This window comes from Herpetosiphon sp. NSE202, from assembly GCF_042688385.1.
Lineage (GTDB): Bacteria > Chloroflexota > Chloroflexia > Chloroflexales > Herpetosiphonaceae > Herpetosiphon.
On sequence record NZ_JBHUPY010000012.1, the window covers coordinates 159,993 to 181,875 of the forward strand.

Genomic DNA, 21,883 nt, shown 5'->3' on the forward strand with positions numbered 1-21,883 from the left:
TTTGGCTGGCGATTATGCCCTGCATGATCGCCAGCTACCCACAGCTTAACAATCAAGAACCCTCATTTAATTGGGCTTCATGGTACACTGCATCTCAGCCAATGTGAATGAACAATGGTAGGTAGCTGTGGCATGGTGTGATCCACTGTTTGGCATTCTCGAACCCATATGACACAATCAACATGGCCATCAACATCAGAATTACCTGCAATTCCCAAGGTGCGAATCTTGGGCGAGATCGGACGGGGCTTGCATAGCACCGTCTATCGCTGTGTGCGCGATGGCCAAACCTATGCCCTAAAAATTCCCCGCCTAAATGGAACCCAATCGCCAACCATGGCCGCTGCTGCATTTCGCCGCGAGGCCAGTGCCTTAGCGCTTGTGCGGCATCCCAGCTTGCCCGAAGTGATCGAGGTTGATCACTATAACGAGATGCCGTATATCATTATGGAGTTGGTGCAAGGCCAAACTCTGCTCGATTTGGTGGAGCTTGGGCCATTGCCCGAAAGCATGGTCATTCGCTTGGCCAAAGATTTGGCCAGTGCCTTGGCCGCCGTTCATCGCCAAGGTATCACCCATCGCGATATTCAGCCACGCAATATGTTGATTCAGCCCTCAGGCGAGGTTAAATTAATTGATTTTGGTTTTGCGATTCACAACAGCCTCGACCCTGAACAAATTCATGTTTTAGGCACGCTGCGCTATAGCTCGCCCGAACAAACCGGCTACCTCAAACGCACGGTCGATGCGCGCTCGGATTTGTATGCCTTGGGCGCTGTGCTGTTTGAATGCTTGGTTGGCGTGCCGCCCTTCAATTCCTCAAATATTGCCGATTTGATGCGCCAACATGCCTTGGTGCCAGCACCTGATGTGCGTTCGTTGGCAGGCCATGTCTCGGCTGCTTTGGCCGAAATTATTGCCCGCTTATTGGCCAAAGATCCTGATGATCGCTACCAAACAGCAGAGGGTTTGCTCTCGGATATTAATCAACTTGATAGCTTAAATTTGATGCTGGCTGCTGGGCGGCCAATTCGGCTGGGCGCAGACGATCTTTGGACTGGCGTGCTATACGATAACGATTTGATTGGCCGCGATGCAGAATTGACAGTGCTACGCCAAGGCTGGAATAGCGCCCGCCAAGGCCATGGCAGCGTGATTGTCATCAAAGGTGCGATGGGTTTGGGAAAAAGCCAATTAGGCCGTGAGATTTTGCATCGTGCCCGCTCGCTGGGCGGCCTGACCTTTGGCTCAACCTGCGTCAAAGATTCGGCCTTGCCCTATAGCGCGTTGCGCAGCCCGTTTGAGCAATATTTACACTATTTGGAATTAATGCCCGAAAGCCAGCGCCGCCATGCAGAGGAGCAACTGCGCCAATTAGTTCAAGGCTACCAAGAATTAATGGTGCGCACATTTCCCGATTTGCAGCCAATTTTGCCCCCAACCAAGCAGCCAGAAATTGCAGTTGATTATGAACGCTTTAATGCGATTCTGGCTGATTTGCTGCTCTGGATGACGCGCGTACATCCTGCTGCAGTCTGGTTTATCGACGATTTACAAGCCATTGACGATGCTAGTTTTAATGTGGTGCGCAGAGTTATTGGGCGGATTCAACAAGTTCCATTGTGTGTGATTATTTCCTTGAATGCTAGCCTCGACGGCCAACAGATTTATGAACGACTAACCAGCAACCAACCAATTCCGATTCAGCTGATCGAGCTTCAGCCATTGAGCGATGTGGCAGCGACTCAATTTATTACAAGCTATTTGGGCGGCTATAGCGTCGATCAGCAGATTATTAACGAGATTGTGGCTCGCAGCGTTGGCAGCCCATTTGCCTTGCGCGAATACATCCAAACCTTGTTGGATACTGGGATGTTGCGCCTGGTCAATAATTGTTGGATGATTGATGATCAAAGCCTGACCAAACTAGCCTTGCCCTCGCATGTGGTGCGCTTGGTGCTTGGCAGAATCGACGAGCTTAGCCCCAAAGTGCGAGACATCCTCGAACTAGCAGCGGTGCTTGGCTTTCAATTTCGGCGCAATAGCCTGCTTGAACTATGGCACGGCGAAGCCAGCGAGGTTGACGAAGCCTTGACCATTGGTGGCCGCAGCCATCTGATCGAGCGCAGCGCTTCGGGCCATTATCATTTTGCCCATCAAAACATCTATCAGGTATTTTTGGAAGGTATTGCGCCTGAGCAACAACAACAATTGCACGCCCAAATTGCCAAAAATCTTGATCACGAGCAGCTTGAGCCTGAGGCCATGTACCAATTGGCCTATCATTATGCCCGCGCCAAAAGCCACGATCCAGCATTTTTGGCCCGTGGCTTTACCATTTTGAGCAATGCAGGCCAAGTCGCGCTCGAAAAATATGCCTACGATGAGGCCTATCATTTTTTTGAACAGGCGTATCAGATTGCCCAAGGTCAAGCACTGATCTTTCAACCACAACAACATGCTCAATTTGCCCAACTTTGCCTACGCTTAGGCCAAAACCAAACCGCCTTGCTCCACCTGCAAGCAGCCCTTGAAGAAACCAATGATTCCGATCAGCGCGCACGATTGCTGGTCGCGATTGCCCATATTTATGCTTGGCAACAACAGCCGCGTGAGATCTGGCGCTATTTTGATCAGGCCTTTCAAGCCTTGGGCGAACCAGCCTTAGAGCGCACATTGACTGGCTTGGTTGGCGATATTGGGCGCTCGCTTGGCCGTTTGCTTGGCAGCAGCTGCACATGGATTCGCCCAAGCTCAGAACTGCAACAGCAACGCATCATCATTTTGCTGGAAATTTACGATACGGTGGGCATGTATGCCTATCTCAATAGCCAAATGTTGTTGCTGGTGAGCTTGTTTTTGCGTTCGTTGGTGTGGGCGCGACGTGGGCGCAGCCGCCCGGCCCGCGTGCGAGCTTTGAGCAATTATGCAAGTATGTGGGCGATGACTGGCCAAAATCGGCTCGCCAAACGCGCCTTGAGCAAGGCCAAAACGATTGCCAACACGCCCAGCCTTGATCCTGTCTTGCAAGCGCGGGTGGGTTTGTACGAAGGCTTTATTAGCCATATTCTTGGTGCTGAAGTGCAGGCTGAACGCCTATTGCGTTCAACATTACGTCAATATGCCACTACAATTGATTCGCTTTCCTATGGCCATGCGGTGGCTGATAGCGTGCTCTTGCTCTTTTTGCGCGGCCACGTGCTTGAAGCATGGCAATTGGTGCAAGAAACCTTTGAGCGCTTCGAGCAACATAATCATCATAATGAACAAACTTGGTTTTTAAAATTATGGGCTGCGCCGCTGCTGATTAGCCTTGGCTTTACCGCCGAAGCCCAACGCTACCCCGTGCCCGAAATCAAAGCCCGCCAGCAATGGTTGTTGGCGTGGCAAAATTTGGCCGATGCTTCGCAGATGATTGTCAACCTAGAGCAAGGCGATCCTGGCCAACAAAACGATCAATTATTGCGCCATTTTAATCGCCAACGCCGTAATAACCCGCGCTTTATGCCCTTCCATTCGCGTTATGTCTATATGCTTCAGGGCTATATTCGGATTGCCCAATTTTTACAGCAACGCAAGCGGTTTGCCTTGCGTCGCCTACGAATTGCCGCTCGCCAAGCCTTAGTTGTGGCGACAACGCCAATTTTGCGTGGCCATGCCTTGGTGATTGTCGCAGCAGCGCATGGCTTCGACGGACACTTTGCCCAAGCATTAACCCTTCTAGGCCAAGCAGAACAATTAGCCCATTTGCACGATGCACCGTGGATTTTATACGAGGCCCATCGAATTCGCGCGCATCTGTTTGGCATGCAGCAGCAAATGGCCGCCGCCAAACGCGAAGCCAGCCGCGCCTATACAATCGCCTTTGATCATCAATGGGTCTTGCGGATGCGCCATGTGGCCCAAAGCTTCCAACTTGATGACCCAGAACGCCTGAATTCAACGACCAGCATTATTAGCGAAGAGGGTCTGCGCCCTGATGATAGTCGTATGCAACGGCTCTTGGATGCGCTGCTTTCGGTGAGTTTGGCCTGGGCCCAAAGCTATGATCTCGATGAACAAGCGCAAACCGCGCTTGATTCGGTGATTCGGATTTTGGGCGCTGAGCGAGCGTTTCTCTTTTTGCTCGAAAATGATGAATTACAACTACGAGCGGCGCGTGATGCAGCCAGCAATCAGCTGAGCGAGGGTTTGCAAGGCTATAGCCGAACGGTGCTTGAACGCGTGCGGATTACCAAAAAACCGGTCATTGTCAGCGGAGCCGATGATGCCTTAATTATCAGCAGCGAGAGCGTTACGGCCCACAATTTACGCAGCGTTTTGGCAGCACCGCTGATGCTCGATGGCCAGTTTTTGGGCGTGGTCTACCTTGATAATCGGCTAGCATGGGGCTTTTTCTCGCAAGAAGATGAGATTATTTTGCGCGCCGTAACCACCCATATTGCGCTTGGCTTGGAGAAATCGCGCACAACCCAGCTTGAAATGCATATCAGGGCTGAACGCGAGCAACGCCGCTTGGCTGAACATTTGCGCCAACTTTCAACCGTGTTAAATGCAACGCTCGATTTGGCCGATGTTTTGAAATTTGTCTTGAATCAGCTTAATTCATTGTTGCCCTACTATGGCGCGTGCATTGCCCTCTGCGATGATGTCTATCTCAAATTTGAGCACGTGGAAAGCCCAAGCCCAACCCTCTGGATGCGCGGCACAAAAATCATAAGCAGCGATGATGCCTTGTTCACAGCGTTGGCGACGACTCGTCAGCCGTTGATTGTTAACGATATAGTCAAAGATTCGCGCTTCAACGGCTATGGCGAGCATCCAGCGCGCTCGTGGTTGGGCTTGCCATTGCTAGCGCGTGGCGAAATTATTGGCTTTATGGCGATCGATCGTGATGAGCCAAACGCCATTTCCGAGCACGAAGCTGAGTTAGGAATGACCTTTGCCTCGCAGGCAGCAGTGGCGATTGCCAATGCCCAATTATTTGGCCAAGTCCAACGACTGGCGATTACCGATTCGCTGACCCAAGTCAATAATCGCCGCCATTTCTTTGAGTTGGCCGAACGCCAATGGGTGCTGACGAGCAGCAGCGATCATCCGCTGGCAGCGATGATGCTCGATGTTGATCATTTCAAACGGGTCAACGACACGTATGGCCATTCGGTTGGTGATTTGGTCTTGCGCACGGTGGCCGATCTTTGCCGGGCCAACTTGCGACCGACCGATCTGCTTGGGCGCTATGGCGGCGAAGAATTTGCGATTTTGCTGCCAGATACTGATGTCTCAGCAGCATTAACCATCGCCGAGCGTTTACGCTTAGCAATTGGTCGCCATCAGATTCAGCATGAACAAGCCAGCATTCGCTTAACCGTCAGCATTGGCGTGACTGGGTTGAGCAAAGATGATACCTCAGTGGCCAGCCTGCTGGATCGGGCAGATCGTGGGCTGTACATTGCCAAAGAAACCGGACGCGATCGGGTTATGATGGCCTAGGGCTGTGCTACAATAGCTCAAGTTTGGTGCATTTGGAGGGCCTGATATGGTGCGTGATATGCTGCGCAACTTGCGGCGCGTGCGCTTAGTTGAAGTTCAGCTGCTCATAACCGTGCTGCTATTGTTTGCCGCTGGCTACATGATGGTGTTTGCCACAGGCCAACGCCGTTTAGAGGCCGATGTTGGCTCGTTGCAATCGTTGTTTAGCGTGCTATGGCCATCGTCGTTGCCGCTGCTACTGTATTTGGTGGTCAGCGCTGGGCTTTCGTATCGCAATCCCAATGCCGACCAAATTTTGCTGCCCTTAGTGGCAGTGCTTTCTGGCTTGGGCTTGCTGTTTACGGCACGGGTTGCGCCAACCCTCGATAAAGATATTTATGGCGATGTTGCAGCCAAACAATCGGCGTTTGTAACGATTGGGGTCATTTTGCTGGTGCTTATGGTCTTTGTCGATTGGGATCGCTGGATCTTTATTCGGCTATTTCGCACCGGCATGATGGAATGGCTCAAAAATCACCGCTGGACGTGGATGCTACTCGGCGTTGGCCTAATGGTCTTGACCTTTATCATCGGCGTTGATCCCAACAATAGCGGCGTGAAAGTTTGGTTTCGCTTGCCTGGCGGCTTTTTGTTTCAGCCCGCCGAGCTACTAAAAATTATCTTGGTAGTGTTTTTGGCCTCGTATCTGATCGAACACCGCGAGGTAGTTAATCATGGCTATCGATTGGGGCGCATAACCCTGCCGCCATTGCCCTATCTGGTGCCGATGGGTGGCATTTGGGCCTTGTGTATGGCCTTGATTGTCAAGCAAAGCGACTTGGGCGCTGCCTTGTTGCTGTTCGGCATCTTCATTGCGATGTTGTATGTGGCAACGGGCAATGGCTGGTATGTTGGGGCAAGTTTTGGCGCATTCGCAATTGGCTCGTATGTTATGTATCAATACATTGGCAAAGTCCAAGAGCGGGTGGCGATTTGGCTTGATCCTTGGTCAGATGCTGCGCGTTTGGGCTATCAGATTGTGCAATCCCAATATGCACTTTCGGCGGGCGGGGTTACTGGCAGCGGGCTGGGCTTGGGCGCGCCCTATTATGTGCCAGCGGTGCATACCGACTTTGCCTATACTGGAATCGCCGAAGAGTTAGGCCTGATGGGGACAATTGGCATCTTGATTGTGTATGTGCTGATGATTTATCGTGGCTATCACATTGCCTTATCCATTCCAGGTCGTTTTCGCGGCTTTGAACAATTGCTGGCGGTTGGCCTGACCACAATTTTGGCAGTCCAAGCATTAATCATTATTGGTGGGAACTTGCGCGTTATTCCCTTGACTGGGATTACCCTACCGTTTATCTCCTATGGTGGTTCATCGGTTGTGATGAACTTTGTGATTGTTGGCTTGCTTTTGCGCATTTCCACAACAACTCAGAAGCAAACCTAAGCGAGGCCAGCGTGAATTGGGTTGTAATTGGCATTGGAGCAGCGATTGCAGCATGTCTGCTCGCAATTATTGGTTTTTTTGGGGGCTTGCGCTGGTGGCAACGCTTGCGGCCAGTTTGGCAACTCTGCTTAATGCTGGTGATTCCGAGCATGATGCTGGGCTTAACCCTATTGGTTGCGTGGGTTTTCCCATGGTCAATCGAAGAACTTGGGAGCTTGGTGATTGGCGTTACACTCGGCAGCGGGCTGGTTCTCATTACAACATCGTATTTGGCAATGCAAATTTGGTGGGCCTTCCAGCCCGATGAGCCAGCCGCCGCGTCTGAGCCTGATGAGCACGCATAATCAGCAGCCGGCTCAAGCCTTAAACTGGCCATTGATCATCAAACTGTTGATCTCGTTGCACGTTGGAGTTGGCGATTTTTTGTTGCCCTTGTATGTGCAAGCCTTGGGTGGTTCGCCACAAGTTATTGGCAATTTGGTTGGCTTGGGCGCAGCATTTGGCGTTTTAGCCCGACTGAGCTTGAGTTGGCTCGCCGATCGTGGGATCATTCGGCTGTTGTTGCGGATCAGTTTGGTGGCTTTGGCCAGTGGCTTTGCAATTTGGAGTTTTGCGCCGAGCAGCACATGGCTATTACCTGGCCAAGCACTTTTGGCGATGGGTCGGGCAGGCTCGACCATCTGTTTAAGCTTGCTGATTGCCCAATTAACCAGCCCTGGCCAACGCGGTTCGGGCTATGGCAGGCTGACTATGGCCAGCTCGATTGCCACAATTATCGGCTCAATTATTGCCGGCATTGGCTTTATTGGTTGGGATTTGGAGACGCGCCAGCAATTACAACAATTCAGCTGGCTCAATTCCATCGTAAGCCAATTGCCCAACCCAATTCCGCGCACAGCGCTGTTTCATGGGCTGTATAGCGTCTTTAGCAGCAGCGTGGTTTTGGCGGGAATCTTCAGTTTACGCTCATGGCCCCATACGCTTGCGGCAAAACGCGGTACAATAGAAACACCATGGCGCAATGTGTTAGGTCAGCCAAGCATTCGCAACCTTTTGCTAGCCCAAAGCTGCATTAGCGCGGCGTATAGTGCCTCGATTCCAATGACCGTGCCGTTATTGACTCATCGTTTTGGGGCAAGCGTGGCAGCAGTCGCTGTAGCCTATATTGTGCCAGGCATTATTTATGCACTTTTTCCTGCACGCTTTGGGCGCGTTGCTGATCGAATTGGCTATCGGCGGGCTGCGACGCTTGGGCTTGGAGTAAGTATGCTGGTTTACCTAGCACTTCCCATCAGCCCACAACTAGCGATAACCGCCATTTTATGGGCTTGTGAAGCCTTAGCATGGAGCTGCTATGTTCCCGCTTTGGAAGCCTTACTCGCTGAAAGTGTGATCCCACAGCAACGTGGAACGGCCTTGGCAATTTATGGGATTGCAGGAGCCTTAACCGCGACCGTGGCGGCACCCTTAGGCGCAAGCTTATTTAGCCGTTGGCCAGCAGCACCCTTTTTATTCTCGGCCCTTTGCCTCGGTATGGCAGCCATGATTGCTGCACGTACCCCACCAACCAATGCCGATTATGCTACGATTAAACAACACAATTGAAGAACCCACCATGCCCGCAGTAAAGCCATTTCCCCAGACTGGGCTTGTTCGTTGGACAAGCAAGTTGGGAGTGGACTTAGCGATTCGCCATATCACGCCTGACGATGCCAAATTGTTAGTCGAATTGTATGGGCGTTTATCGCCGCGCACCCTCGAACTGCGCTTTGCCACAATTATGATCAATATTCCAATCGAGCGCGTGATTGAAGAATCGGCCCGCTTGGCGACCCTCAACCACGACCATGCAGATGCACTGATTGCCTTGCTCAATGAAGATGGCCACGAGCGGATTGTGGCTGTAGCCCGTTTAGCAGGTGCAGACCATATTCAAGCTGAATTTGCGCTCTTGGTGCGCGACGATTTTCAGGGCCATGGCGTGGGCAGTTTTATGCTCGATTTATTATTTCAAGTGGCGCTAGTTCGTGGCTTGCGCTATCTCAAAGCCTCGGTGCTTGCTGAAAATACCGCTATGCTGCGGCTGATTCGGCGCTCTGGCTTCCCCTATCATATGCACACCTCGCATGGCGAAAGCGACGTGACGATCTATCTTGATCCAACCATCAGCGAGGGAGAACTTAATCACCACTGACTCAAGTAGATTGTTAATTTATTTTTTGGCCTATGTCCGTATAATCTGTATGTTTGAAATCTGCTGTCCCTGCCGCTGGTAGTGGGCTAGGAGTAGTGCGTTGAATGAGTTTGATTCAGTCGTCGAGGCAATTGATGCAGGCTGGGAACTTGACGATATTTTGCAGTTAATCATTACGAATAGTCAATTATTGCTCGATTTGCAGCATAGTTATATTGTGTTATACGAGGCTGAGCAACTTTGGCTCAAAGCCAATAGTAACAATTTGCCAACCCGCGTTTTGGCCCCAACCAGTGCCGAAGCCCGGGTTGTTGCCATGGGTCGGGCCGTAGCTTTAGAGCCAATTCAGGCCTTGCCGCTGTGGCGTACGCTTGAATTTGCCTTCAAACCAGAGGCTCGTGGCTGGATTAGCGCGCCAATTCGCTTAAACGGGCATACAGTTGGCGCATTGGCGGCTTTTACCGAGCCAACGCCTAACGAGCCATTACGTGAATCGTTGCGCTTTATGACTGTTTTGGCCGATTTGGCGGCCCTTGCCTTAGAACGGGGCCAGTTTTGGCTGCGCCATCAACGGCGCTCACAATTTATTGCCTTGTTGCGCACAATTTCGGGCATTAGCCAGCAACCATCGCTGGGCGATTTGGCGCATACGATCGCCGAGCAATTGTGTGAAATTGGCAATGCAGATTTGGCCTTGATCTCTATTCCAAGCCCTGAAACCGAAGAATTTGTGACCTTGGGCATGAGCGAAACCCCCTTGGCGCTGCAAGTTCGCGAGCAAGGGCTGGATCATATTCCCTTAGCCAGTAATGCCTTGCTGCACGAGTGCTATCAGAGTGGCCAAGTTCAACGCCTAGCGCTAACTGATGAGAATTGGCCTGAACTCGCCCAACTTGGCGTGCAACATGTGCTGATTGTACCAATTCACGATACCCACGAGCGGCTGGGCGTGATTGTGCTCGCCAGCCTTGAAGATTCACAATTTGACGATGATGCCCTAAGTTTTCTCAACTTTATCGGAGTACGCCTCGGCTATGCCTTAAAAAACGAGAACCTGCTCGAAGAGGTTGTGCATGCCGAACGCCGCCGCATCAGCGAGGATGAGCGCAGCAACTTTATTGCTTCGGTGGCCCATGATCTCAAAAATGCCTTAACGACAGTGATTGGCACAACCCAACTGGCTATGCGCAAGCTCCGTCGTGGCGACCAAAGCTATAGCGAAAAGGCCTTCAATACAATTGCTACCAAATCCCAGCAAGCGCTGCAATTGATTGAAGATATGGTTGATGTGAGTCGCTTGGAGCAAGGCACCTTTCGGCTGTTTATGCAAAACGTCGATCTGGTGCAATTGGCCGCCGATGAGCTTGAAGCAGCCCAAGCCTTATCGCAAAACCATAGCATTAGCCTGCAAAGCAACCTTGATCACTATGAGCTAGCCGCCGATCAACAGCGTTTACGCCAAGTGCTGACCAATTTATTAATCAATGCGATTCGGTATTCGCCAAATGGTGGGGCGATTACGCTGCGCATTATGCCAGCTGATCAAGCGCCATTGCCCACCAATGCCAGCATTAGCAGCGAAAGCGAGCTAGAACAAGCAGTTGTGCTCAGCGTCAGCGATCATGGCATGGGCATTCCGAGCCATGAACTGGGCTATATTTTCGAGCGCTTTTATCGTGGCCAAGGCTCGACGGTCGCCAGTGGCTCAGGTTTGGGCTTGTACATTAGCGCAGCCATTATGGCTCAACATGGCGGCAAAATGTGGGTCGAATCGCAATTGCACCATGGCACAACCTTCTATTGCTCGCTTCCAGCAGCCCGGGTGCAATAACAAGGGTTGATGGTTCAGCCGCCAGGGTTCAGGAATGAGTTAATCTCAATAGTTGCGGAGTTTTGGCAAAATCCGAGTATCATAAGGTACGGGCAGCAATTTAGTGGGAGCAAACCCATGGTTATGCAAAAATTCCGGGCAGCGGCGGCCAACAATCGTTCAACCCTGTGTATTGGGCTTGACCCCGATTTGGCCCGCTTGCCGGAACACCTGACCCGTGACGCAGCCGGAATTGTCCAATTCAATCAGGCAATTATCGAAGCAACCAGCGATCTTGTGTGTGCCTATAAACCAAATATTGCCTTCTACGAGGCCTTGGGCAGCGCAGGCTGGCAAGCATTAAAGCAAACAATCGCCAGCATTCCAAGCCATTTGCCAATTATTCTCGATGCTAAGCGCGGCGATATTGGTTCGACGGCGCAAGCCTATGCCAGCGCCGCCTTCGATGAACTAGGGGTTGATGCGATCACGCTTAGTCCGTATATGGGCTATGATTCATTGCAACCGTTTTTGGAACGTACCGATAAAACCTGTTTTATCTTATGTCGCACCTCGAACCCTGGCGGCGACGATGTGCAGAATTTGGCCTTGGCGAATGGCGAGCCATTGTTTTTGAAAATTGCCGAGCTGGTGGCTGAACGCTGGAATGGCAACCACAACTGTGGGCTAGTGGTTGGCGCAACCTATCCTAAGGAGATTGCCACGATTCATCAGCGCTACCCTGAATTGCCGTTGTTGGTGCCCGGCGTTGGCAGCCAAGGTGGCGATATTGGGGCAGTACTGGCGGCGGCTGGCGAGCAGGCTATTATCAACCTTTCGCGCTCAGTTTTGTATGCTAGCAGTACTAGTAGCTTCGGTGAGGCGGCCCGCGAGGTTGCCCAAAGCTTTTTAGGGCCTAAACAAGCCTTAAATCACCCGTAGTAGGGATGCCTTTTGGCTAGTGTACTGGCATTGTTCGTGATATAGTAACGCTCAATTCGTTCCTTAGTTGCTAGGAGGTACAACCGATGACGGTTGAAGCATACTGTGTCAAGTGTAAGCAAAAACGCACCGTTGACAATGCTGAAGTGATTCAGATGGAAAACGGGCGACGCGCAGCCAAGGGCAAATGCCCAGAATGTGGCACCAACTTGACGCGCTTTTTGCCCAGCGAAAAAAAGAAATAACCCACTTTCACAGATCGCTCTAGGGTAGGGCAGACTGTCCTACCCAATTTGGTTTTTTGGAGGAACGAAGCGTGGCTAAAGAGAGTAAAGATTCGATTGAGGTCATGGGCGATAACCGCAAAGCGCGCCATGATTATTTTATTCAAGATACCTATGAAGCAGGCATTGTCTTGCGCGGAACTGAGATTAAGTCGATTCGCCGAGGTCAAGTTCAATTGCGTGGCTCGTATGCGCGGGTGCAAAATGGCGAAATTTGGCTCTACGATGCGCATATTGCGCCCTATGCAGAAACTGGCGAGTTGTTTAATCATGAGCCAATGCGCCCACGCAAGCTGCTTTTGCACCGCCGCCAAATTTTGAAGCTGCACCAAACCTTGGCAACCAAAGGCTTAACCTTAGTGCCACTCAAAATTTATATGCGTGGCCGCTTGGCCAAAGTTGAGCTTGGGGTTGCTCAAGGTAAAAAACTCTACGATAAGCGTAATTCAATCGCCGATCGCGATGCAAAACGCCAAATCGATCGCGCCATGAAAAATCGTTACGAGTAGTTGATTAAAGTTCCCTCACCCCCTCGCCCACTGAAACGCGGGCGAGGGGCTGGGACGAGTAACTTGATTAAAGTTCCCTCACCCCCTGCCCCCTCTCCCACTGAACGCGGGCGAGGGGAGTAGGTTCTAGGTTTCAATTCAATTTCACTGAAACCAAGCCTCGTTTGCAGCAAGGTTCCTGCGATCACTGGATGCAGGCGAAGGGGATTCGTTGGAAATGATCAACGAATCAGTCGCAAACCACCGTAAAAGCCCCTCGCCCATCGGATGGGAGAGGGGTTGGGGTGAGGGGATCTTACGCATTTAACCGCTGCGGGAATGGATTAATCAATTAATTAGCTGCCAAACTTGGCCCCATGTTGGCTCAAGCGTCAGCTGAAGTTGCCCATGCAGCACCCGCGTTGCACCTCCATTCAAGCGATCTTCAAGCAGGCTACCTTCGCCAAATGACACTGCAAATTGACAGCTTTGAGCTGTACTGGCTGCATTCAAGGCCACCACCAGCGTTTGTTCTTTCGTCCAGCGCACAAACACCAGTTGCTCAGCCTGAACATACAATTGAGCATATTCACCATGACGCAGCGCTGAATATTCGTGGCGCAGCTGGTTAAAGCGCCGAATTGCTGGTAGCAGATCAGGTTGATTCGCAAGCACCAAATCTGGTTGGGGCAAAGCAGGCCGCAACGCCTGATCGCTCGTAGCGGTCTTTTGGCCAAGCAAAGCCCATTCGCTGCCATAATAGAGCGAGGGAATCCCAGGCATTGTGTAGAGCAACAAATGCAATGGATACAGCTGCGCAGGATTATGTAATGTACTCGCAATTCGATCCACGTCATGATTATCAACAAAGTTATACAACGGCGCAGCCCGATAGATACCACCAGCGCCAAATTGGCGATTAAGGCTGTAAGCAATTTCAAAATAATTACGATCATTCAAGCTTGAATATAAGCCCTTGTAGGCTTCATAATTGGTCACGCTATCGAGCATTCCTGCATTCGCCCATTGACGATAATCGCCATGCACAACCTCGCCAATCAGCAGAAAATCGCTGCGTAGGTTTTTGCAATGGCGGGCGAGTTCGGCCAAAAAGCCATGCTCGATCTGATCAGCAGCATCGAGCCGCAAACCATCAATCGCAAATTGCTCAACCCACAACCTGACTGCTTGAAAAAGATATGCCCGCACAGCATCATTATGCAAATTCAACTTAACTAAATCGTAGTGGCCATGCCAACCGTGATAGCCAAAGCCATCGCCATAAGGGCTACGTTGGCTAAAATCTAAGCCAGCAAACCAATCGGCATAGGCTGAATCGCGACCATGGGCTTGCACATCGCGAAAGGCCCAAAAATTGCGGCCAACATGGTTAAAAACTCCATCAAGCAGCACTCGAATGCCAGCGTTGTGCAAAGCAACAATTAACTGCTGCAAATCGTAGTTCGTGCCCAGCCGCCGATCGACGCTGAAATAATCGATCGTATCGTAGCCATGGGCGCTTGATTCAAACACCGGCCCAAGATACAGCAGATTGATGCCCAAGCTTTGTAGATGCTCAATCCAGCCATGAAGTTGATTCAGCCGCGCAACTGGCGTGCTGGTTTGATCGTTGTGGGTTGGTGCGCCACAAAGCCCCAAGGGATAGATATGATAGGCTTGTGCGTCGTTGGCCCATGGGTGCATACATCCTCCTATATACCGATCGGTATAGAACGTTAGCTAAAAAATTAGGAATAAATGCCATATGAAAATTGCTGCACGGCCTGATGGATGATTTGCGGCGTTGCCTGAACAGCACCACTTAAGCACAGGCCGATGTAGGTATTGATTGTGCCGAGCAAGGTTGCTGCATAGACCCGTTGGCGACCGCGCATATTGCCGTGAAAGCTGCTTGCACGCACGAAAAAACTTTCGAGCAAGGCCTGTTGCTGGGCTGAACTAACCGCGACAATCTGAAAGGCTTCGTTATCGGGCAAGCTAAACCACATCGCCAATTGCATGCGATAGAGCAATGGCTCGGCTTGAGCAAAATCAAAATAAAGCTGAAAAATTGCTGCCAAACTGGCGGGCACATCGTTAGCATGGCTCGTAGCCTGGGCTAATCGATCAATTAGTGGTTGAAGCCGCTCGTTGATTAATGCCTCTAGTAGGCCCCGTTTGCTGCCAAAATAGTGATACAGGGTTGGTTTGGTAATCCCTGCTTGCTCAACAATTTCTTGCACGCCGATTGCATCGTAGCCGCGTTGGGCAAATAAATGCAGCGCTTGTTCGAGCAGTTTAGCTCGATTATCCATAACGACCTTTCTCTATACCGATAAGTATAGAGAAAGGCGTTGAAGTTGTCAAGCCCTTACCATTCGCTGGTGTAAGAGACATCCTCAATTGACCATTGTTGGGCAGCATCAAGGCTTACCTTGCACGACCAAAGGAGTTCAAAGGTGGCGTTGCCACCAGAGTTGTTAAAGCGTGAAGTAACGGTAGAAACCAGCTCCCAGGCGTTTTCGCTTAGAGCATTTAAACGCACCAGATCAGGGGCAAATTCAATTAAAACATAGTCAGTAGCCTTGGCTTGAACCACTTGCTGACATTCGGCAAGTGGTAGTTGATCGATTGTTGGCAGCTCGGGCGTTGTTGGCAATTCTGGCGTTGGCACAATTTGGGTTGCGGTTGCCAAGGCAACCTCGGTTGGCACAACTTGGGTTGCGGTTGCCAAAACAACATCGGTTGGCACGAATGGCGAAGCAGTTGCCAGCGATAATGGCTTAACCGATGGTTCGGGCGTAGCGGTCGGAAACGGAATCACGCTTGGTAAAGGCGTAGCGGTCGGAAATGGGATCACAGTTGGCGTAATGCCAATTTGCAATGGGTTGCTACAACCTACAAACACAATTGTAAACAGACCAATTAACCAACGTTGGTTGCGCATACATTCTCTCCAAATGACAGTTGCCAATGGTGTAATCGTCGCAGAATTTGGGGCTGAATGAATGATGCGCAGCTGATGCAACAATCAAAATCGCCTAAAACCAGCGTGCTATAATCGAAAAGGATTTTCCTATCTGTTGCATGCCAGCAGACCAATGAGGTTGATTTGGATGAGTTATCAAGCAAAAGAGAGCCGCTATGCGACGATGCGCTACAATCGCAGTGGCAAAAGTGGTCTAAAATTATCGGTGGTGGCGTTGGGGCTGTGGCATAATTTTGGTGGCGTTGATGTGTATGAACATGCGCGCTCGATGGTGCTGCACGCCTTTGATCATGGAATTACCCATTTTGATTTGGCCAATAACTATGGGCCGCCGCCAGGCTCGGCTGAAGAGAATTTTGGCCGCATGCTCAAACACGATCTCAAACCCTATCGCGATGAAATCGTGATTTCGACCAAAGCTGGTTATTATATGTGGGCTGGCCCGTATGGCGATTGGGGTTCGCGCAAATATTTGGTTTCGAGCATCGACCAAAGCTTGAAGCGCATGGGCTTGGAGTATGTTGATATTTTCTATCATCATCGCCCAGACCCAGAAACGCCGCTTGAAGAAACCATGCAAGCGCTCGACCATATTGTGCGCAGTGGCAAGGCGCTGTATGTGGGGCTTTCGAATTATTCAGCTGAGCAAACCGCCGCCGCTAGTGCAATTTTGCGCCAACTAGGCACGCCCTGCCTGATTCACCAGCCATCGTACAATATGTTTAATCGTTGGGTTGAGGATGGGTTGTTGGCAACCTTGGCCGATCAAGGCATTGGCTGTATTGCCTTTTCGCCATTGGCCCAAGGATTGTTGACTGATCGCTATTTGCAGGGCATTCCTGGTGATTCGCGGGCCGCCAAAGCTCACGGGTTTCTCAAGCCAGCCCATATTACCGATAGTGCCTTAGCCAAAGTTGCCAAATTGAATGATTTGGCCCAAAACCGCGGCCAAACTCTCGCCCAAATGGCCTTGGCATGGGTGCTGCGCCACCCAACCATGACCTCGGTGCTGATTGGAGCCAGCAGAATTGCCCAAATCGACGATGCACTTAGCGCCTTGACTTGGTTAAGCTTCAGTGATGAGGAATTAACGACGATTGAAACTGTTTTGGCTGAGTAGGATTCCCTCACCCTCCAGCCCTCTTCTTACAAGGGTCGGTTTAAAAAAGCGTGGTGAGTAAACGTCCCCTCACCCCCCAGCCCCCTCTCCCACGAAAACGCGGGCGAGGGGGAGCACCAGCTTTTAGCGACGAATTGGGCAAGAACTAGGTATTAAAGCCCCGCGCCCGCTAAGCAGGCGAGGGGCTAACTTTCACCGATTCAAGTTGCCTCGTGGGTCTTATTCAGCTTGCCACAAAGCTGGCACAGCCTTAGGAGTCCACGTTGATAACGAAGTGTGGGATTGCAAACAGCGATAGATGCGCCCGTTGTAGCTCACTCGTTGACCAACCGTATACGCTCGCATATTGCCATCCCAGGCTGGAACGCCGCTTGGGGTGGCCGTTGCAGGTTGGGGAGTTGCGGTGGCTGGGCGTGGCGTGGCCGTTGCTGGGCGTGGCGTGGCCGTCGCTGGACGAGGTGTAGCCGTTGCTGGACGAGGTGTCGCGGTGGCTGGCCGTGGGGTCGCGGTGGCTGGGCGTGGCGTGGCCGTCGCGGGTCGTGGCGTAGCGGTTGGGCTAACGCCAGTGCGGCTTGGCGACCAATAGTTACCCGACATCAGCAGCAAACATTGCAAGGTCACTGTATCTTCAAAATAATCTTGGTGATTGCTACGCACTGCATCATACACCCGATTGAGCCATTGCTGGCTGCTTGGCACGGTCATCGCTGCAACCCCAAATGGCGCTGCAAAGAAGGTGCTGAAATAGCCACTATCGGGCAATGCCGTACCATTGAGCGTATAGCCAGCCCGAATATTACTTGCCGTACCACCAGTCGATTGCTCGATCCAGCGTGAGATTTTTTGGGCTTGGCGCAACGACGCTGCATCGCCAAAGACGACTGCATCGGCTCCTAAGCGCCAAGGCACACGCCCAGAGTTGTAGAAGTAATTGCCATCATTTTCGCTTTCCAAGAAGTTGGCAGGCGATGGCTTAGGTGTGGTATTGGCCTGCACCACAAAATCGGGCAGCAAGCCAGTATTCGGGCTATATTGGGCTTGAATACTATCAACAATGCCTTGGGTTTTGCTCAGCACTGTATCCCATGTGGTATTGCCAGTAAAAGCGCGATAATCGCGGAAGTGACTGGGCATAAAATCCGAAGGCCGTGGCGTGTATTGGCTATGCGGGCTGCCATTAGGCGAAACCCAATCGCCCAACATTGGCAAGCGGCTGCTTGGACCAATTGTCGATTCTAAAACGCCTGCCAAAACAGTATTGGCAGCGCTGGCATAATTGATGCGACCACTACTGCCCCACTGAGCATCAGCCAAAATCAGGCCATAGCCAATATCAGCATCGCCATCGAAAGCACTATCGTTGCCAGAGCCATCGCTGGGAATTCGCCAGCCCATCAGGCGCGAATCGATATTGCTTGGATTGGTACGCGAAAATTCCCATAAGCCATCAAAAATCGTTTGGGCTTCGGGATCATAGCCCGCCATCAAGGCCATAATCACCATGCCATAGCCTTGACCTTCGGAAACCGTTACATTCGGCGCACTGCTACCAAAGCTAATTCGATAGTAGGGATTGCCAGCGCTGCTCGTGCCAGCTCGCACTACATAGCGGCTTTTCCAAACATCATAAAAGGCTTTAACATCGCTATCAAGTTGGGCTTGGGTGCGATGATTCGGCTTAATCGTGCCGCTCGCATATTGCGTATGCTGAGGAAAAGGCCGCCGTGGCGTGGCAGCTGCATACGATGCCTTGCTAGTAAAGAGCGGCACAACAACTGCACAGATGGCCAAAATTAAAATGACCCGTAGCATTAAGCGAGAACCGAAAAAAGAGCGTTTATCGTTATTCATTACCTACCTCCAAGTTGCTGGAAAGTTATTCCAATGAACTTAGTAAGCAATCTAGCATAGGCCAGCAACTAAAGTCAAGAGATTTATTAATAAATATTTATTATTCTCATTATTGATCGAACTGGAAGTAGGCTGTCGGCAGCAAGCCTGAGGCTTTAATCAATCTTCTGATGGATAGGCGACTGCATAATCAGGCCTATACTAGCCCAAGCTTTAGCCTAGAAGGAGCAACCACCGTGTTAAAAGGTAAATTAGTAACGCTACGCGCGATTGAACGTGAAGATAGTAAAGCCCTGCATGCCTTAGAGAAAAACGTCGAGTTAGTGATTTTTGGCGATGGCACATGGTCGCCAACGCCCTTGGCCAGCTTCGAAAAACGCTTCGAAAAATATCTTGAACGTGACGAAAAAAACCAATTTATTATTGAAGTCGATGGGGTCGTGATTGGCTCGCTTGGCCTGCATCATAGCGATCGGGTTGCGCAATGTAGCGAATTTGGCATTGGCATCTATCACCCCGATTATGTTGGCAAAGGCTATGGAAGCGATGCGATTCAAGTTATGCTACGCTGGGCCTTCCGCATTCAAAATTATCGTCGCATCTGGCTGACGACTGGTGGCAACAACGCCCGCGCAATCGCTGCCTATGAAAAATGTGGCTTTGTGCATGAAGGCCGCTTGCGCGAGCATGTCTTTGAAAATGGCCGCTTTGTCGATCTGGTTCAAATGGGCATGTTGCGCAGCGAGTGGGAAGCAAATCAAAAAGGATGAAGGATGAATGGCGCTAGGCCATTGGCTATCGGAAGCATCATTTGGCTATGGGCATTGGGCAAGGAAGAACATAATCATACCCATCTGGGCTAATCTGTGGCAAAAAACATAGCCTTCGTGCGCTTCGCGGTTACAACCCCTGTGTAGCTCGGGTTTTAACGCAGAGGCGCAGAGAAGATATGGCTATTGGCTATTGGCTTTGGATCATGTCAATTCCAATTATTTCCGAAAGCCCACAGCCAATAGCCTGATTTCCTTCGCGATCTTCGTGGATCAATATAGATAAGGATACCAAGCATGTTAAAAGGTAAATTAGTCACCCTGCGTGCGATTGAGCGCGAAGATAGCAAGGCATTGTACGAACTAGAAAAGAATGTTGAACTCGTGCTGCATGGCAATGGCACGTGGTCGCCCATGCCCTTGGCCAGCTTCGAAAAACGCTTCGAAAAACACCTTGAGATTACTGAAAAATTGTGGTTTGTGATTGAAGTTGAGGGCGTGGTGATTGGCTCAATCGGCTTGCACCACACCGATCAAGTGAGCCGCACCAGCGAATTTGGTATCGCCGTCTATCACCCCGATTATGTTGGCAAAGGCTATGGCAGCGATGCAATTCAGGTTCTGTTACGATGGGCTTTCCGCATCCAAAATTATCGCCGTATTTGGCTCATGACCGATAGCAATAATCCCCGCGCAATCGCTGCCTATGAAAAATGTGGCTTTGTGCACGAAGGCCGCTTGCGCGAGCATGTGTTCAACAATGGCCAGTATGTCGATGTGCTGCAAATGGGCATGTTGCGCACAGAGTGGGAAGCCAAGCAAAAGGATGAGGGATGAAGGCTATAGGCTATGGGCTTTTGGAAACATAATTCAAATAATCTGTGGCTAAAGGAATGACCGTTCGTGCAATTCGTGCAATTCGTGGCTAAAACTACATCCTTCGCGATCTTCGCGCTCTTGGCGGTTACAACGCAAGCGGCATCCTAAATTGTCCGATAGCCAAAAGCCTATAGCCTAATAGCGCTTCGTGTCCTTCGCGCACTTCGCGGTTGCCTTGCTAGCCACAAAAGTTAACACAACGCTGCTAATTATGATCTTGCAATGCAACAATCGCTCGCGTACCATACGTCATAGCAGTATCAGCAACCAATCAACTTCAGCACAATTGCCATAAAACTCGGAATTGGATTTGCCGAAAGGATCGGGCTATGGAATGTTTTGAGTGTGGTCAACCAGTTAATCTCAGTTTGCGTTATTGTTTACATTGTGGCGTAGACCTTGAGGCAATGTATGCGGCTCCACCAACCATGCCGATGGATCGACTTCCCCCAATGCCGTTGTTTATGCAAGCAGCGCCTCAGCCAGTGGTTGCGGTTGCGGCCCGAGTGCAGCCAATCAGTCAGCCCCAAATCAACTTCCAATTACCAGTGATCGAGCAATTGCGTGCCAATATCAAAGACCCTAATTTCCTGATGCAAGCAATTTATTTTGTATTTATTGGCTTCTGGAGCAGCCAAATGTGGTTGGCGGCAACCTGGATTTGTGCCTTGTTTGGATTAAATATTAGCCAGCCGATGCTGAACTATTTGCCAACAATTACCTTTTTGAGCATACCCCATACCGACGGGCTGATTACCAGCCTGCGCAAGGAATTGCCACGTGGGCTATGTTTGCTGTATGGCATTTGCGTTGGCTGGTATCTCAGCATGCTGTGGATGCAGCTGATCTGGCTAGCAACCGTGAGTGTGGTTGGCTTGCCATTGGCCCAAAAAATGGGGCGCGTATTGCCCAGCGTGATGTGGCTCAAGCCCTTGCCGAAGCTAGACTAAGCGATTCGAACGCCAGATTGTATTGACGACTTCAAGCACGCTGCGCTCACGCGGAAAACTGATCTGCTCTAGGGCATCGGGCAATAAAAACCACTTGGCATCATCGATTTCTGAAAGTTGCGGTTTAAGATAGCCGCCTGTACAGCGAAATAGAAAAAACTCAACCCATTTATGCACAAAATGGCTCTCAACCCGAAACCAATATTGAATTGCCGAAAGCGAGCAGACGATTTCGCCCCGTAAGCCAGTTTCTTCGTTGATTTCACGGCGAGCTGCTTGGGCAAAGGTCTCGCGGCCTTCACGATGGCCTTTTGGCAACCCCCAGCGTGTGCTGTTGTGCGTCGCAATCAGTACAACCTCTGGCACATCATCCATCCAGCGATAGCAAACACCACCGGCTGAATAAGCAATACGACTTTTGCGACTCTGGCTCATTCATGCCTCCATCAGGTATCACGATGCGAGCCGCCCAAGGGCCGCCCGCATCATTAATTCAACACTCCTACGAATGCTGAACAAGTATTCGATTATGCTTGCTTCATCATATCACGAGACAGCGTGATCCTCGGCAAGCAGCATCAAATTGCTTGGGATACCCAATCCCTAGCGCGCAGAACGCCGTTTGAAGAAATAGGCCAAACCTGCGAGTGCTAAGGCTGCCAAAGCGCTTTTTTT

At 50.8% G+C, this 21,883-nt stretch carries 18 protein-coding genes; 13 read left to right on the plus strand and 5 right to left on the minus strand.

The genetic code is table 11. The features are described from left to right. The first annotated feature begins 168 nt into the window (after window positions 1-168). The 9 genes from ACFMKP_RS15165 (at window position 169) to smpB (ending at window position 12,670) form a co-directional block, all read left to right on the plus strand. On the plus strand, window positions 169-5,493 hold the full coding sequence (locus ACFMKP_RS15165; RefSeq protein ID WP_382292791.1) for a diguanylate cyclase: 5,325 nt from the start codon (window positions 169-171) through the stop codon (window positions 5,491-5,493). A 46-nt stretch (window positions 5,494-5,539) separates the two neighbouring features. After that, window positions 5,540-6,931 carry an FtsW/RodA/SpoVE family cell cycle protein gene (locus ACFMKP_RS15170; protein ID WP_054533129.1) on the plus strand — a complete coding sequence of 464 codons (1,392 nt, stop codon included), beginning with the start codon at window positions 5,540-5,542 and terminating at the stop codon, window positions 6,929-6,931. Between the two features lie 11 nt (window positions 6,932-6,942). Next, the gene (locus ACFMKP_RS15175; RefSeq protein WP_382292792.1) at window positions 6,943-7,275 is read left to right on the plus strand and encodes a hypothetical protein; all 333 of its coding nucleotides are present in this window, start codon (window positions 6,943-6,945) and stop codon (window positions 7,273-7,275) included. Next, window positions 7,262-8,536 carry an MFS transporter gene (locus ACFMKP_RS15180; RefSeq protein ID WP_382292793.1) on the plus strand — a complete coding sequence of 425 codons (1,275 nt, stop codon included), beginning with the start codon at window positions 7,262-7,264 and terminating at the stop codon, window positions 8,534-8,536. Before ACFMKP_RS15175 ends, ACFMKP_RS15180 begins: the two co-directional genes overlap by 14 nt. Window positions 8,537-8,606: 70 nt before the next feature. Continuing rightward, window positions 8,607-9,125 (plus strand): GNAT family N-acetyltransferase, encoded by a 519-nt coding sequence (locus tag ACFMKP_RS15185; protein ID WP_204756034.1) that lies wholly within the window; start codon window positions 8,607-8,609, stop codon window positions 9,123-9,125. Between the two features lie 100 nt (window positions 9,126-9,225). Next, the gene (locus ACFMKP_RS15190) at window positions 9,226-10,956 is read left to right on the plus strand and encodes an ATP-binding protein (RefSeq protein WP_382292794.1); all 1,731 of its coding nucleotides are present in this window, start codon (window positions 9,226-9,228) and stop codon (window positions 10,954-10,956) included. A 117-nt stretch (window positions 10,957-11,073) separates the two neighbouring features. Then, window positions 11,074-11,877, plus strand: coding sequence for an orotidine-5'-phosphate decarboxylase (gene pyrF / locus ACFMKP_RS15195; RefSeq protein WP_382292795.1), 804 nt, complete (start codon window positions 11,074-11,076; stop codon window positions 11,875-11,877). 86 nt (window positions 11,878-11,963) lie between these two features. Beyond that, a complete protein-coding gene (locus tag ACFMKP_RS15200; RefSeq protein ID WP_041304264.1) occupies window positions 11,964-12,122 on the plus strand; it encodes a DUF5679 domain-containing protein in 159 nt (52 codons plus the stop codon). A gap of 71 nt (window positions 12,123-12,193) precedes the next feature. Further along, complete coding sequence (gene smpB, locus ACFMKP_RS15205; RefSeq protein ID WP_110513650.1) at window positions 12,194-12,670, plus strand: SsrA-binding protein SmpB; 477 nt, start codon at window positions 12,194-12,196, stop codon at window positions 12,668-12,670. A 327-nt stretch (window positions 12,671-12,997) separates the two neighbouring features. On the opposite strand, the gene ACFMKP_RS15210 is transcribed toward smpB, so the two are convergent. From ACFMKP_RS15210 to ACFMKP_RS15220, 3 genes are read right to left on the minus strand one after another with little or no spacing between them, the layout of a single operon-like run. Then, complete coding sequence (locus ACFMKP_RS15210) at window positions 12,998-14,353, minus strand: alpha-amylase family glycosyl hydrolase (protein WP_382292796.1); 1,356 nt, start codon at window positions 14,351-14,353, stop codon at window positions 12,998-13,000. A gap of 44 nt (window positions 14,354-14,397) precedes the next feature. Then, complete coding sequence (locus ACFMKP_RS15215) at window positions 14,398-14,964, minus strand: TetR/AcrR family transcriptional regulator (protein ID WP_382292797.1); 567 nt, start codon at window positions 14,962-14,964, stop codon at window positions 14,398-14,400. 56 nt (window positions 14,965-15,020) lie between these two features. Beyond that, window positions 15,021-15,596 carry a hypothetical protein gene (locus tag ACFMKP_RS15220; protein WP_382292798.1) on the minus strand — a complete coding sequence of 192 codons (576 nt, stop codon included), beginning with the start codon at window positions 15,594-15,596 and terminating at the stop codon, window positions 15,021-15,023. 169 nt (window positions 15,597-15,765) lie between these two features. On the opposite strand from ACFMKP_RS15220, the gene mgrA reads away from it, so the two are divergent. Beyond that, window positions 15,766-16,758, plus strand: coding sequence for an L-glyceraldehyde 3-phosphate reductase (mgrA, locus tag ACFMKP_RS15225; protein ID WP_382292799.1), 993 nt, complete (start codon window positions 15,766-15,768; stop codon window positions 16,756-16,758). A 219-nt stretch (window positions 16,759-16,977) separates the two neighbouring features. Here the strand turns inward: mgrA and ACFMKP_RS15230 are convergent, their stop codons facing one another. Continuing rightward, the gene (locus ACFMKP_RS15230; protein WP_382292800.1) at window positions 16,978-18,609 is read right to left on the minus strand and encodes a glycosyl hydrolase family 8; all 1,632 of its coding nucleotides are present in this window, start codon (window positions 18,607-18,609) and stop codon (window positions 16,978-16,980) included. A gap of 236 nt (window positions 18,610-18,845) precedes the next feature. On the opposite strand from ACFMKP_RS15230, the gene ACFMKP_RS15235 reads away from it, so the two are divergent. The 3 genes from ACFMKP_RS15235 (at window position 18,846) to ACFMKP_RS15245 (ending at window position 21,208) form a co-directional block, all read left to right on the plus strand. Next, window positions 18,846-19,379, plus strand: a complete 534-nt coding sequence (locus ACFMKP_RS15235; protein ID WP_382292801.1) for a GNAT family N-acetyltransferase — start codon at window positions 18,846-18,848, stop codon at window positions 19,377-19,379. A 297-nt stretch (window positions 19,380-19,676) separates the two neighbouring features. After that, complete coding sequence (locus ACFMKP_RS15240; protein ID WP_382292802.1) at window positions 19,677-20,216, plus strand: GNAT family N-acetyltransferase; 540 nt, start codon at window positions 19,677-19,679, stop codon at window positions 20,214-20,216. Between the two features lie 371 nt (window positions 20,217-20,587). After that, on the plus strand, window positions 20,588-21,208 hold the full coding sequence (locus ACFMKP_RS15245; protein ID WP_382292803.1) for a hypothetical protein: 621 nt from the start codon (window positions 20,588-20,590) through the stop codon (window positions 21,206-21,208). Here the strand turns inward: ACFMKP_RS15245 and ACFMKP_RS15250 are convergent. Further along, on the minus strand, window positions 21,200-21,643 hold the full coding sequence (locus ACFMKP_RS15250; RefSeq protein WP_110517788.1) for an NUDIX hydrolase: 444 nt from the start codon (window positions 21,641-21,643) through the stop codon (window positions 21,200-21,202). The two genes, ACFMKP_RS15245 and ACFMKP_RS15250, sit on opposite strands and share 9 nt — an antisense overlap. Between the last annotated feature and the right edge of the window lie 240 nt (window positions 21,644-21,883).